Below are 15,338 nucleotides of genomic sequence, written 5' to 3' on the forward strand. Positions count from 1 at the left end.
TCTATCCACCGAAGGTACGATGAATCAGCCGTGAACATAAACCAAACTGGTACCATCTGATAAATCCTATGGAAAACCCTAAAAGAAATAAGGGGGAATTGAACTGGAAACAGTACCTCGCCAAAGAAATCTGATGAAGCTTGCCAGCAGGCATCCTATTAGTCGTGTCAAAAACAGACAGATTTGATTGTAATCCGTTGAGATTCTATCGTATAATGTTTAAAAGAAATGGAGCTGGATTAAACGCCTGATAATACCTTCATGGCCTCAGGATATCAATTGGCTATAAAAGCAGATTGATAGCAGAGTTTTTTGGTCGCCACCTTGTTCACAAGTGTTCCGGCATAGTCGGTCAATCTACCAAACTACAATTAAATCTATTGCCCGGAACTTTAAAACCATATTAATGTACGCCGGCCGCTGGATGGACGCACCCGAAAATTTCTCATAAACGCAATGGGATACTACACTTGTTCCATACCAATTAGATCACGCATACCCAAACTGTCTAGAGAATCTGCTCTATGTTAAACTTCCCTGAAACCTTCTTGCCATATTCCTTTGGGGTAACCCCAAATTCCTCACGAAAACACTTTGAAAAATAGGAAAGATTGGAAAATCCGACATCATACATTACATCAGATACATTGCCCTCATTGTTTTCTAAAAGCAGTGACGCTTTTTTGATCCGGTATTTCTTGATGATTTCATTGGCTGAAAATTGTGTTAATGTTTTAAGTTTTCTCGACAGATGAGCAGAGCTCATTCCGACCTCAGAAGCGAGCACCTCCACGTTAAATTCGGGATCGGCAATATGGGCTTCCACGCTGCTCATCACCCTTTTTACAAACTTTTCATCCATATTTTCTTTCCCATAACCGGCCGCGGGTGTAACGATCAGGTTATGCTGAAAATAGGCTACCAATTCCTCTTTTCTTTGCAGAAGATTGGCGATCTGGGCGTCAAGTAATTCTATATCAAACGGCTTGGTAATGTATGCATCGGCACCTGTCTTGATCCCGTCAATTTTCTGAGAGGTCAGACTTCTTGCGGTCAGCAATATCACCGCCGTCCGGCTGGTCTTTGGATTCGCTTTAATCATTTTACAAAATGTCAAACCATCCATCACGGGCATCATAACGTCGGAAATGATCACATCAGGCAGGTACTGCACAGCCATTTTCATACCTTCCTCCCCATCTCCCGCGATCACAAACCGGTATTTTTCATTGAGGGTCAATTGAATAAAATCAATCATATCCGGATTATCTTCAACGATCAGCAGAAGTGGCTTATCGAGCTCAGCGCCTAATGATTCATGCTCTTTGGGATTTGGCGATATCGCCTGGAACATCTGGTAGGAACTAACACCGTTCGATTCCGCGACCATCTGCTCAGCACTTCCTTTTGGGAGCAAAACTGTAAAAACACTTCCTTTTCCCGGCTCGCTTTCGAGATTTATTTCACCTCCATGCATTTTCACATATTCCTGTGTGAGCGCAAGCCCGATACCCGAGCCCATTTCCCTTTTTCTTGATTCTGCAGTTTGGTAAAAACGCTCGAAAATACGATTCTGATCCTGCTTTGAAATACCTGCCCCGGTATCGGATACGCTGATTTCCACTGCATCGGCATCGGGATTTTCTGCATGTATGATCTGAACATTCAGCGTGATAACACCTTCTTTGGGCGTAAACTTAAAGGCATTGGAAAGCAGATTCAATACCATTGTCTCTACCTTCTCCGCGTCGGCAAATATCTCAAATTGCACATCACTGTTTGTAAATGAATAATTAACCTCATGCCTGGCTGCTTTATCTGCAAAATGCGAATACAGCTCTCTCAACAATCCGATAATCTCAACTTTGGAAGTGTTCAGATACAGTTTATCCTCCTGCATTTTCTTAAAATCAAGCACCTGATTTACCACACGAAGTAAACGGTGCGAATTTTTTTCAGCCAATGAAATCAGTTTAAGATTATCATCATCCAAGTTCCCGTTTTTCATAATCTGGTGAATCGGAGGGAGTATTAAACTAATGGGCGTACGCAGTTCGTGGGAAATATTCGTAAAAAATTGCTCCTTGGTCTGCTCTATTTCTTCTGCATGTGCTACTTCCAGCCTGCTTATTTTCAGTTCATTTTCCAGTTTAATTCTGGCTGAGTAAATCTTCAAAGCTACATAGACCCCGGCGGCGATCAACAGCAGATACAATGCCAAAAACCCTTTACTCAAAAAGAACGGCGGATTGATGGTAATCTGCGTCGTACTGATGACATCGCTCCATATCCCATTGTTATTGGTGCCTCTCACCTTAAACGTATAAGTACCGGGCGAGAGATTGGAGTATACCGCAAAATTCTTGGCTCCCGAAGTCGTAGTCCAGTTTTCATCAGCACCTTCCAGCTTATAGGAATACGTATTCACCTCCGGTTGCCAGAAATGCAATGCTGCAAACTGCAATTCCAGTGACCGCTGACCATAATTGAGCTCAATGCCTGGCACAAAGGAAATATCCTGATCCAGAATCACCCGATCATCTATTTTTTCACCGATTTCAACTTCCTTATTATTTAGCAGCAAACCCGTCAAAACCACCTTTGGCTGATAAACGTTTGCAATCGCCTTTTCGGGAGAGAATGATATGTACCCGTTATCTCCACCAAAAAACAGTTCGCCGGAAGGTGAGCGGGCAACGCAGCCTGCATAAAAGCTTTTAAGAGGCAGGTTTTTGTCAAGGGGATAAAATTCTACTTTCTGGCTTGCAGGTATAAATTTTTCGAGTGCTGTATTAGTCGCGATCCAGATACTGCCGTGCTCATCTTCCGTGATCGAAGCCCTAACTGTGCTATGGTTCGGGATTGCATGAAAAGATGCTTTGTTGGCAGATGGAATATATTCGACCAATCCGTTTTCTGTCGCCGCCCAGATAGTGCCATTTTTTGAGATAAAAAAGCTGTTAATAGTTTTACGGTCGGCAGCAAGGGCAAATGCGGTAATTTTTTTCTTAGCACCGGTGTTCAGATCCAGTTGAAAAAGCTCGTCAAATTCAATGAGCCATAGCGATTTCTCTCTGTATAGAAACCTGTCTGTTTCGACCTTTGACACAAGTCTGAATTGTGTGTCCTTAACATCCGTCAAATTAGTTGTCGACCGAAAAATTCCTCCCTCCCAGGTTCCCACCAGTAAAATCCCATCTGGTGTTTCGACAAAATTATTGATGTAATTGGAAGTAAGTCCATTGTTTTCGCTGGCGGTCACAGCTTGCATGATCTGTTTTTGGTCATCCCACACATTCACTCCTGCTACTGTCCCGATCCAGATACGTCCTTCACGGTCTTCGTGCAGAAAAGTGACATTGTTGATCAGCAGCCTACTTTTTTTGGGTGAATCAATGCTAAACTTTCGGTTTTGTCCTGTCTTTGGATCAAAACGGATAACACCATGCAAGGTACCGATCCAGTATATCCCTTTTTTGCTCACAAGAAAGGACTTCACTTGATTGCCTATCGTTTGGCCCCCAACCTGCTGTGTTACATGGTGATATTGGTACAAATTGTCCACCTGGTTAAACTTGCTGATCCCGTTAGACGTCACAAACCAAAGCACACCCGCCTGATCTTCAAATATTTGCCAGATAACATTGTCAGAAATGGAGTAGGACGACTGCGGGTTGTGAAAATGGAGTTCATTCGTTTGAGCAGTCGGATCATAGATATTTAAGCCAAAATCTGTTCCCAGCCAGACGTTACGATCTTTGTCAGTGTAAATCGATTTGACCACATCGTTGCTCAGTTTGATCCGCTCATTTTGATTTTCGTTCGTACCGGTAATTGTATTGAACCGGCAAAGCCCTGTATCTGTCCCTACCCATATCAACGAATCACTGCCAGCAACAGGTTTGATGTCACATATCAGATTATTTTTCAGATCCGGGCTTTCTTTACTTTTCAGATTAAAAACAGTAAAAATCTGTGTTGCCGGATCCAGTTTATTAAGTCCGTTATAAGTACCTATCCATAATATTCCCTTTTTATCCTGAAAAATAGTCCGAACCGTGTTGTGGCTAAGCTTGCTGTTCTTTGCAGTTAAAGTGATAAGCGATTTGTTCTTCTTATTGTATTTGATGAGCCCAGTCATTGTGCCGATCCAAAGGGTGCCGTCGGCACCTCTGGAAACACAACGAATATTGGTGTTGGCTCCTGTCGATATTCTGGTAATGGCGAACGTGACTGTATTTATCTTACATAACCCATTGACAGTACCTACCCAGAGATCATCTCCGTCTGCATAGATCGTCTGCACACCATTACTGGGAAGAGAGTTGGCCGATCCTCCTTTTTTAAAGAATCTGAAATGGTAACCATCGTAACGAGCCAGGCCATCACCAGTAGCAATCCAGATGAAGTTGTTGCGATCCTGTGCAACCGCATTGATCAGGTTGGTAGGTAAACCATCTCTCATGGAAAGTGTCGCAAAGAATTTTTCCCTCGCCTGCAGATGCAGGGATACCAGCGACAAAGAAAAAACAATCACCCACGTTCTGCTGATACTTGCTACCCGACACATTCCTTTTGGCCTAAAAACTGACTTTTTGAACAAAAAATATAATAAATACCAGACAAATATCGGAAAATTATCGCTTTCTATCAGATTATTTCTAATCCAAATTTGGCAGCTGATCTACCTTGCAACCATGAAATTATAATGAAAAATATAAACTTAATCCAGTAACACGATGAAGAAAAAATTACTGCTATTGCAGATTTTCCTATTGACTTCCTGCACTGTACTAATAGCGCAACAGACCGTCATTAGAGGAAAAGTGACTGATAATTCCGGCGGGGAACTGCCCGGGGTAAACGTGGTTGTAAAGGGTAATACCAGCGGAACGTCAACCGACCAGAATGGTGAGTATTCGTTATCCCTTCCAAATGGATCTGCCGGACAGCAGACACTTGTTTTTTCCTTTATAGGATACATTAAGCAGGAAATTGCGATTGCCAATCGTAATGTGATTGATGTGAAATTGCTGGCAGACACACAAAATCTGGACGAAGTGGTGGTTGTAGGTTACGGTACTACTGCGAAGAAAAACTTAACCACTGCAATTTCCAAGGTTGATCCCACCAAAATTCCGACATCAGCCAATAACAATATCTCCGAACTGTTATTTGGACGCGCGGCAGGTTTACAGGTTACACAGCAAAGTTCACAGCCAGGCGGAAATATCTCAGTATCAATCCGTGGAAAAGGAAATCCCTTGCTGGTCATTGACGGCGTGGTATATCCGGGAAATAGTATGGAGCCAGGCAATGGTTCGGTAGAAATACAAGGTGTTAACCGTGGCGGATTAGCGGGCCTGAACCCGAACGACATTGAATCCATCGAATTCCTGAAAGATGCAAGTGCGGCGATTTATGGGGTATCGGCGGCGAACGGTGTAATGATCATTACAACAAAAAAAGGAAAAGCGGGACGGATGAGTGTCAGCTACGATGGCAGCCGTTCTTTTTCAAAAAACATGCCTTACCTGAAGCCTTTGAATGCGTCGGATTACATGCTTTATTTCAATCAATTAAATATTGATAAATACCAGTCGGACCGAAACATGGCACCATTTGGTACGGTTCCTGCCAATCTGAGTGGCTACACGCAAAAATTCACCGATGAACAAATACGGAATGCGGGTGAAGGAACTGACTGGCTCGGACAGGTTTTACGTCCCGGGAGCATAGATAACCACAATGTTAGCGTAAATGGTGGAACGGAAAAAGCGACTTACTTTTTTTCCGGCAACTATTTCAATCAGGTTGGCTCGCTTAGGAAGTCTGATCTGACACGATTCTCTGGCAGGCTGAATGTTAATTTTGTTTTAAGCAAGATATTCAGACTGAACGTGAATGTAAATGCCAATAGGAATGCCTACTCCAATCCTCAGGCTGGCTGGCAAGCTGGCGGTTCAGGTACGCAGGGCTTTAATGCTTTACAGGCTGCCCTAGCCTACCCTTCCTCTGTTCCAGTCTACAATGCAGACGGGACATACAGCCAGTTCGCCCAGACTGGCAACCCGGTTTCCTTGTTAGATATCAAGGATAAAACAAAAGCACAGGGCTTGCTGGCCAATACATCGCTCGATATTGACATCATTCCAAATGTTTTGACAGCGAAATTATTATATGGAAATAACAGCGAATATTCAATCCGTGACTTTTACATTCCAGTAAATGTATTCTGGGGACAACTCTACAAGGCACGGGCATCCCTGGCTGAAACACGCAGACAGAACCAGACGATGGAAGCAACCATGTCATACAAAAAGTCGTTTGGCGACTGGCTTAACCTGGATGTAGTTACTGGTGTTGGTCAATATCTTGAAGATTTTTCCGGTTTCAGTGTCGAAACTTCTGATATGCAGGACGCAATCAATACCGACAACCTTGCCTCTGCTACCGGCCCGAAAGTGATTGGTTCTTACAGAGGGGTTAACAAGTTACGCTCATTCTTTATCCGGAGCAATTTCGACTTTCTGGATCGCTACCTGCTCTCGCTGACCGTTCGCCGCGATGGTGCGGATAAGTTTTTCCCGGATAACAAGTACCAATATTTCCCATCCGTGTCTGCGGGCTGGAAGATTAACAATGAGGCATTTATGCAAGGGATACAAACGATCAGTACATTGAAGCTACGCGCCAGCTACGGTATGACAGGAGAACGTCCGGGTAGCGTTGCCTACGGTGCTTATGGTGCTGACCCGAACGCCGTTACATTTAACAATGGCTCGATGGTTTACTTCCCTTATCGTCTTACCGCATTTGACAATCCAAATCTTCGCTGGCCTATTACAAAGACATTTAATGTCGGTCTGGATTTCGGTTTGTTGAAGGAACGCATAACGGGTTCAGTCGATGTTTTTACAGAAGATCGCACACGTCTGCTTAGCAGTGCCACTACCCAGCAATTGTCTATCATTTCAACATCTCCTATTAATGGTGGGCATCAGCGGCGCAAAGGTTTTGAATTCAGCATGAATACTGAAAATATCAAAACCAAGAATTTCAGCTGGAATACCACACTCAATGTAACGCATTTCAAAAACCGTTGGGTGACACGTTTCCCGAACGATCCTCCTGCGCAATATGGCAATGTAAATGATCCGGTCGGCGGCGATATTATCTACGTCTACCAGACTAACGGTATATTGCAAGCAGGACAAGAAGTACCGGCATGGCAGCCCGCATCTGCAAGAAAGCCGGGAAATCCCATTTTTGTAGATAATAACGGAGATGGTAAACTGGATTTCAATGATGTTAAAAGCTACTCGGGGATTCCCAAAGCAATCGTTGGATTTGGGAACAATTTCACTTACGGCAAGTTTGACCTGAGCGTATTCTTCTATGGACAATATGGTGCGTGGGGTAATGACTTCACCACGCTGTGGGGCGACCCGGTAAGTTTATTATCCAGCAATCAAAGCGGTACAGAGCGAATCAAAGACGCCTGGAGTACATCCAATCCTAGCGGAACGCTACCTGGCGCAGCTTACAACGAAGGTGCGATCGCACTGGATGCTGGACTAGACACACGGCTTGTAAAACGGGATTTTCTCAGATGCCGGAACATCACGCTGGGCTACACAATCAATTCAGGTGGTTTGACTAAGTACATCAGCAGTGTCAGGGTTTTCGCAGATGTACAGAACGCATTCATTCTGACTGGTTTTAAAGGTGTCGATCCGGAGATTCAGGCAAGCTCTACCAAAGGGGGGCCTGCTCCTTACCCGATGGTCAGGACGCTATCACTTGGTTTGAGAGCTAATTTTTAACAAATCCGATATTCAGAATTACATGAAAAAGATAATTATTGCCAGCCTACTGGCTGCCAGCTTCTCAATTACCAGCTGCGAGAAAAACTTCGATCCGGTGATTACCGGCGTACTCTCCCCCGCCAACTTCCCTAAAACGGAGGCAGATTTTAAACTTTACGCCTTACAAGCTTACAAGCCATTTGGCTCAAAATGGGGATACAGCGACGTAGCGTACCAAAATATGTTCTTTAGTCCTGAGTACGGTCACCTGGCCATGTTTGATCTCCCAACAGATCAGATGAATGTATTTACCGAATGGGGAGGACTTTGGGAATTTTTCAGTAAAGGAGATTTTACATTTCTCAGAACGCAAGGCAAACAAAGCCATTTTGAGAAAGTGCGTTACGTTACCAGAATGACACAGGTTATTGCTGATATTGAAAAAGCAACCATTAGCGAAGCCGCAAAAAATAAGTTCATAGCGGAGGCCAGAATGGGACGTGCCTGGACGATGTACTATCTGCTTCACATGTACGGACCAGTACCTGTGATCCTGGACGCAGCGAAAATCAACACCAATGCCGAAAGTGACCTGACCCGTCCTTCAAGACAGACATACGTATCAATGGTTGCAGATGATCTTAATTTTGCTGCGGCTAATCTGGAACTGAGCCCTTCGGAATATGGCAGGTTCAACAAAGGTTTGGCGCTGGGTATGCTAACGCGATTATATCTCAATGAAAAAAATTGGGCTGAGGCGGAGAAAGCAGCCAGAGCTACAATTGCATTAGGTAAATACAGCCTGGTATCCGATTATGCCGGATTGTTTAGGGAATCAACAGAGGTAAATTCAGAAACGATCTGGGCTGTCAATTGTGATCCGATTGCGCCAACCAACGGTGAAGGTGGCGGCAATTTCAATGCTATGGCGCTATACTGTCTTCCCAACGATTTTAAAAGTATCAAGCTGGGAGGTGGCTGGGCCAATCCTAGCGGCGTATTCTGTCCTACCTGGGCATTTTATGACACTTTTGATCCGGCAGACAAACGTAGGAACTTACTAGTGGCCACTTATACCGATAAAGCAGGAAAAGAGCGAAACCGCTCAAATATGAGGGGTCCGGTTTTGAGAAAATATCCTGACGAATCTTCACCAGGAGCTGACGTACAGGGAAATGACATGCCAGTATTAAGGTACGCTGATGTATTGCTGATGTTGGCTGAGGCGATCAACCAGGTATCAGGTCCGACAGCAGAAGCTATAGCGCTGGTCAATGAAGTAAGAACCAAACACGGTGGGATTGCGGCATTAAGTGCGTCATCTACCGCTTCGAAAACTGCTTTCAACGATGCGATCCTGATGGAAAGAGGATTTGAGTTTTATTTTGAAGGAATCCGTAAGATCGACCTGGTTCGTCACGGAAAATGGGCTTCCGCTCTGGAAGCTGCCGGAAAGGTGAACCGCGGTCCGTCAGAGCTTTTTCCTATACCTCAATATGTGATCAATGTAGGTGAGGGAAAAATAGAACAAACACCAGGGTATTGACGATGATGGTCAGGTGTTATCAAGTTTTGTCAGGAATTGTCAGGTGTTGTTTCTAGCACGTATGACAAACCCTGACCACGCTTGCCCCCCTGACAACAAATGACCACCCCTGACACTACTTGACTAATCCTAAACACTTTACTTTTCATAAATTATGAAGCTTGCTCTTGCCTTTCTACTTCTCATTTTGTTTGTCGCTCCAATCGCTTATTCTCAAAAGTCTAATGATGTATATGTCGATAAAGGCGGCGTGATGCGCTGGGGTAACACGAAGGAGGAAGTAAAAGGGTTTGGAGTAAATTACACGGTTCCTTTCGCTTATGCCTACCGCGTGGCAAAGCAATTGAATGTATCTCCGGAAAAGGCCATTGACGACGATGTTTACCATTTTTCCAGGCTGGGTTTTGACCTTTACCGAGTTCACGTCTGGGACACAGAAATAAGCGATACGCTAGGCAATCTGCTGGAAAATGAGCATTTGAGACTGCTGGATTATGCATTGAAAAAAATGAAAGATCGTGGCATCAGGTTTGTGCTCACGCCCATCGCGTACTGGGGAAATGGCTGGCCGGAAAAGGATGAAAAAACGCCGGGATTTTCAAGAAAATATGGAAAAGCAGCTTGTCTGACCAATCCGGATGCCATTAAAGCGCAACAAAATTACCTGTATCAGTTCCTGAATCATGTCAATCCTTACACCGGTGTCGCCTACAAAAACGAGCCGGACCTGATCGCCTTTGAAATCAGTAACGAGCCGCAACATGGCGGGAGAGCCAGCGACGTAACTGCATTTATCAATGGAATGGTAGGCTCGATGAGAAAGACGGGTTGCGCAAAGCCGGTCTTTTATAACATCAGCCACAGTATTCACCTGGCGCAAGGTTACTTCGATGCTGATATTCAGGGTGGTACATTTCAATGGTATCCCACAGGTTTGCAGGCTAAGCATGAAATAATGGGAAATTTGCTACCAAATGTGGACGACTACAAAATTCCATTTGCTGCCAATCCCAGGTTCAAACAAATGGCGAAGATCGTCTATGAATTTGATGCTGCTGATGTAGGGCGCTCCTACATTTATCCAGCCATGGCGCGCAGTTTCCGTACAGCAGGCATGCAGCTTGCCACGCACTTTGCCTATGACCCAACCTACTTCGCCTACGCCAATACGGAATATGACACGCATTACATGAACCTGATTTACACGCCGCAGAAAGCGCTCAGCCTTAAAATCGCATCGGAAGTTTTTCACAATATTCCGCTGTACAAAGACTTTGGCAAATTCCCCGCAGATACATCCTTTGGGGATTTCAGGGTGAGTTACGGGCAGGACCTGGCGGAAATGGTTACAAAGGATAAATTTATTTATACCAATCATACAACTACCGTTCCTGAAAACACCGAAGCATTAGAACATATCAGTGGTTCAGGTAATTCCACGGTTGTGAAATACGAAGGAACAGGCGCTTACTTTCTGGATAAACTTGAAAAGGGCGTCTGGCGAATGGAAGTTTTGCCAGATGCGATCTGGGTGCAGGACCCATTTGGCTATAATAGCCTCGATAAAGTCCTGGCTGTGATCAACTGGCGTCAATGGCCGATGTCTGTGCGTGTACCCGATTTAGGAGATGATTTTGAGATCAGACCACTGAATAAGGGAAATGACGCCAAAATTTTCAATACTAAAAATCAGACTTTTAACATTACGCCAGGCGCTTATATGCTGGTAAAAAAAGGCGCTTCCAATAAATTGACTTCGGCCAGCAAATGGAAAAATATCACATTGAATGAATTCGTGGCCCCCGCAACGACACTCGAAAAAACGTATGTACTTCATTCTCCGGTTAAAGAGGTTTCGGCTGGCGAAGATGTGCGTGTCAAAGTACAGATCGTTTCCCTGAAACAGCCGGAAGCTGCCCGCATAAAACTGCTTGTTAAAGGTGTAAAGCCTGTGGATCTGGCGTTGGAGCACACTGGCGGTTATCAATACGCGGGCACAATTCCGGCGGAATTTTTAAAAGGCGATGTCGTGAATTACTGCATTTTGGTTAGGGAAAACGGGATAGAAAAACAGTATCCCTCTGAACAGGAAAATATCAAAGATTGGAACAATGAGGTGGATAAACTGTTCGAAACACACATTCTGCCAAAATCTTCACCGATAAATTTATTTAGTGCAGCAGCGGATCATGAGCAATTATTAAGACCTTATCTGAAAACATCGCGATTGAATCCAGTACCAGAAATGGGAACTTCTGAATTGAGCATATACCCCGAAAAAGCGGAACAGTACGCAATGCGATACAATTTTAAAAACAACATAGCGGGACGCAAATCTGATGTTTTATCTAAAACAAAGTTAGTCTTTCACGGCCGCGCACTCAACGAAAAACCTTGCACCATTGAGCTTGTGTTAATCGGTAAGGATGGATCGGTATATGGCGCGACATTAAACGTAAAACCGGAAAGCAGTGCGTATGCTATGTTACTTGCCGATCTTAAAAAAACAGATTTCATCAGCCTTCCGCGCCCTTACCCTGGATTTCTACCCTACTCTATAAACACCACCCCGGAGGCCGGCAAGCTTGATTTAAGCAACATTGAGACTTTGCAAATTGTATTGCTCCCTGCGCAAACGGCTGGTCAGAATCAAAAACCACTTGCTGGTATTGCGATTCAAAATGTAACTTTGGAATGACGTAACGGGTGAGAAAACATCGCTTTCAATATATTTTGCACCTAGGAGTGATAGGCTCCATTTTATCGCCTTCAAAAAACGATTCATGAAACAAATCTTCTTAAAGCGTATTACAATTCACATTCTCATGTCAGTATGCCTGCCAATTGTCGCAAGCGCAGCACAGTTTGAATTGGTAACGGCGAAAAACAAAGTCACGATTTACTATCAAAAAGGGGAATACAAACTTGATTCGATAACCGCGCATTTACTTGCCTCAGACATTGAGCTCGTCAGCGGGTATCAGCCCAAAGTTCTCACTGATATTTCAAATGCCAAAGGCAATATCATTATCATCGGAAGAGCTGAATCAGCGCTGGTTAAGAATGTGGGAAACAAAGCTTTCGATCCCGCGATTAAAGGAAAGTGGGAATCTTATTCTCTGCGGTTTTTATCGAAACCGTCGGCGAACATCGCTAATGCACTGATCATTGCCGGAAGTGATGCCCGTGGAACGGCGTACGGCGTTTTTTCTGTGTCAGAAAAAATTGGTGTGACGCCCTGGTACTGGTGGGCCGATGCAAAGCCGAAAATGCAGAAATCCCTTGTCATAGATGGTGTGGATTTTACCTCTAAAACGCCATCAGTAAAATTTAGGGGTATTTTTATCAATGACGAAGATTGGGGCTTACAGCCATGGGCTGCAAAAACCTTTGAACCCGAGACAAAAGACATAGGTCCTAAGACTTATGCGAAGGTATTCGAGCTGCTTCTGCGTCTGAAAGCCAATCTGATCTGGCCTGCGATGCATCCGAGCACAAAAGCTTTTTACCATTACCCCGGAAATATCAAAGTAGCGGAAGACTATCAGATCGTAGTAGGTTCTTCACATGCGGAACCTATGTTGAGAAATAACGTGAGCGAGTGGAATCAGAAAGAAATGGGACGCTTTAACTACCTGACAAATAAGAAAAAGGTAGACGAATACTGGGAATCCCGCATCAAAGAAAGTAGTAAGATCAATGGTATTTACACGACCGGAATGCGCGGAATCCATGACGGCGCGATGGAAGGTGTAAAAACAATGGAGGAAACCGTTCCTCTGATGGACACCATCATCCGGGCTCAGCGGAATATGCTCAAAAAGTATGTGAATGAGAGCATTACCAAGGTTCCGCAGGTATTTACACCATACAAAGAGGTACTTGAAATTTATGATGCAGGCCTTAAAGTTCCTGACGACATCACGCTGGTGTGGCCTGATGACAATTACGGATACATTCAACGGCTGAGTAATGCTCAGGAGAATAGGCGATCAGGTGGTTCCGGCGTCTATTACCATGCTTCCTATTGGGGCAGGCCTCACGATTATTTATGGCTTAACACCACACATCCCGCGCACATGCGTGAGGAAATGACAAAGGCTTTTGCAATGAATGCCAGGCAGCTATGGGTTTTAAATGTGGGTGATATTAAGCCTGCTGAGTATGCCACGCAGCTTTTTCTGGATATGGCTTATAACATCGAGCCATTCGAAAACTCAGCTTTTTTAATGACGCATTTACAAAATTGGTTATCAACGATTTTTGGGGATAAGCAGTCAGCATCAGCAGCAAAAGCGCTTTGGCATTACTATGACCTCGCTTTCGAGCGTAAGCCGGAATACATGGGTTGGAGCCAGACGGAGCCTACTACCGGAGTAAAATTCACTGCCTATAATCATCTGTTTTACAATGATCAGGCGCAGCTGAGAATGGACGCCTATGACCAGCTGCTTGCACAGGTAAAGGACATCGGGACAAATATTGCAGCCAAAGACAAGGATGCTTTTTACGAGCTTGTGGAATACCCCGTAAAAGGTGCCGCGTGGATAAACAAGAAATTCCTTTTTCGAGACAAGGCCTTCATTTATGCCAGTCAAGGAAGACTAAGCGCTGCGTATTATACTTCGCTGTCGGGCGGGGCTCAGGAGAAAATTGCCGCAGAAACCCTTTATTATAACACAAAGCTTGCCAATGGCAAATGGAATGGTATGATGGACATGTTCCCCCGCAAGCTTCCTGTCTTTGATGTACCGGATTTTAATTTACCTCTAAAGAAGAGTTTGCCCGCTTTTTGTGCAGTTCCCGAAGGATACAATCAAGCTGATTCGACAACGGATCTCGGCACGTCCCGCGCAACGATACTTCCTGAATTTAACAAATGGAACAAGCAAAGATATTTTATTGACGTTTTCCTGACACAGAAAGTAAAAAGAACATTCACGGTCAAAGTGTCTGAAAAATGGATTAGCGTAAGCAATAGTCAGGGTGACCTGACACCAGACGGGCTTAACAGCCAGCAGCGCATTTGGGTAGAAATTGACTGGAACAAAGCACCTGTACAAGCGTCATTGAAAGGGACTATCATTGTTGAAAGCGGTGATGATCGATATACCTTTGCTGTTACAGCCAACAATGCCCATGTGAAGGAGCTCGAAAATTTTAAAGGACATATAGAGGCTGCCCATTACCTATCCATTCCTGCTGCGGACTACACTGCGGTAAAAAACACAAGATCCCTGCACTGGAGTGTCATTGAAGGATTGGGTTCCCACGGCCGATCGCTGGAATCATTACCGCTGGTTGAAGAAGCCGGAGAAGGCTATTTGGATACGCTTAAAGTGAAAAGTAATCCTGTTGTCGAATATGATTTTTTTACATTCAGCCAATCGCCGGCCGACATTACCGTCAGCACGTTACCTACCTATCCGATAAACAAAAACTTTGAACTACGCTACGGTGTGAGCATTGATGGCGGTCCTGTAACAATTTTCAATTTCAGAACTATTGGACGAAGTGATGAATGGAAAAAGAATGTACTGAGCAATTCGGCGCAACGTACTTTTAAGGTACCGGACCTGAAAGCGGGCAAACACAAGCTGCAAATTTACATGATCGATCCTGGCGTGATACTCATGCAGATATTCATTGATTTGGGTGTGGAGCAGCCATTCTACGGATCACTTTCGTTAAATGATATGCAGGCACGAAAACAGCAATCGTTTCAAACACATTAAAACGAAACCGACGAGAACTCCTGAAAAACATCATATCCGTACCTCAGGATCATCAACGATACAACGACCAAAAATATTTTTCGGACAAATCCATTTCCTTCGCGTAAGGCCATTCTGCTGCCAATCATATTTCCGGCAATGTTAAACACAGCCATCATTAACCCAATACCCAATAGAAAATTTCCATGTCGGATAAAAACCAGCAATGCCGAAATATTTGTGACAGAGTTAATAAGTTTTGTATAACCA

At 44.2% G+C, this 15,338-nt stretch carries 5 protein-coding genes and 1 pseudogene; 4 read left to right on the plus strand and 2 right to left on the minus strand.

The window, feature by feature from the left end:
• Positions 1-508 precede the first annotated feature (508 nt).
• Positions 509-4,570, minus strand: coding sequence for a hybrid sensor histidine kinase/response regulator transcription factor (locus DSL64_RS02505; protein WP_115829050.1), 4,062 nt, complete (start codon positions 4,568-4,570; stop codon positions 509-511).
• A 169-nt stretch (positions 4,571-4,739) separates the two neighbouring features.
• On the opposite strand from DSL64_RS02505, the gene DSL64_RS02510 reads away from it, so the two are divergent.
• The 4 genes from DSL64_RS02510 (at position 4,740) to DSL64_RS02525 (ending at position 15,089) form a co-directional block, all read left to right on the plus strand.
• A complete protein-coding gene (locus tag DSL64_RS02510) occupies positions 4,740-7,826 on the plus strand; it encodes a SusC/RagA family TonB-linked outer membrane protein (RefSeq protein WP_229216925.1) in 3,087 nt (1,028 codons plus the stop codon).
• Between the two features lie 22 nt (positions 7,827-7,848).
• On the plus strand, positions 7,849-9,354 hold the full coding sequence (locus tag DSL64_RS02515) for a RagB/SusD family nutrient uptake outer membrane protein (protein WP_115829051.1): 1,506 nt from the start codon (positions 7,849-7,851) through the stop codon (positions 9,352-9,354).
• Positions 9,355-9,508: 154 nt separating this feature from the next.
• Positions 9,509-12,052, plus strand: coding sequence for a hypothetical protein (locus DSL64_RS02520; protein WP_115829052.1), 2,544 nt, complete (start codon positions 9,509-9,511; stop codon positions 12,050-12,052).
• An 85-nt stretch (positions 12,053-12,137) separates the two neighbouring features.
• Positions 12,138-15,089 carry a glycosyl hydrolase 115 family protein gene (locus tag DSL64_RS02525; RefSeq protein WP_115829053.1) on the plus strand — a complete coding sequence of 984 codons (2,952 nt, stop codon included), beginning with the start codon at positions 12,138-12,140 and terminating at the stop codon, positions 15,087-15,089.
• Here the strand turns inward: DSL64_RS02525 and DSL64_RS29480 are convergent.
• Positions 15,086-15,334: pseudogene (locus DSL64_RS29480) on the minus strand (TSUP family transporter); the annotation flags it as partial. The gene DSL64_RS02525 and the pseudogene DSL64_RS29480 sit on opposite strands and share 4 nt — an antisense overlap.
• Between the last annotated feature and the right edge of the window lie 4 nt (positions 15,335-15,338).

The sequence above is a fragment of the Dyadobacter luteus genome, from assembly GCF_003383615.1.
GTDB classification, from domain to species: Bacteria; Bacteroidota; Bacteroidia; order Cytophagales; family Spirosomataceae; genus Dyadobacter; species Dyadobacter luteus.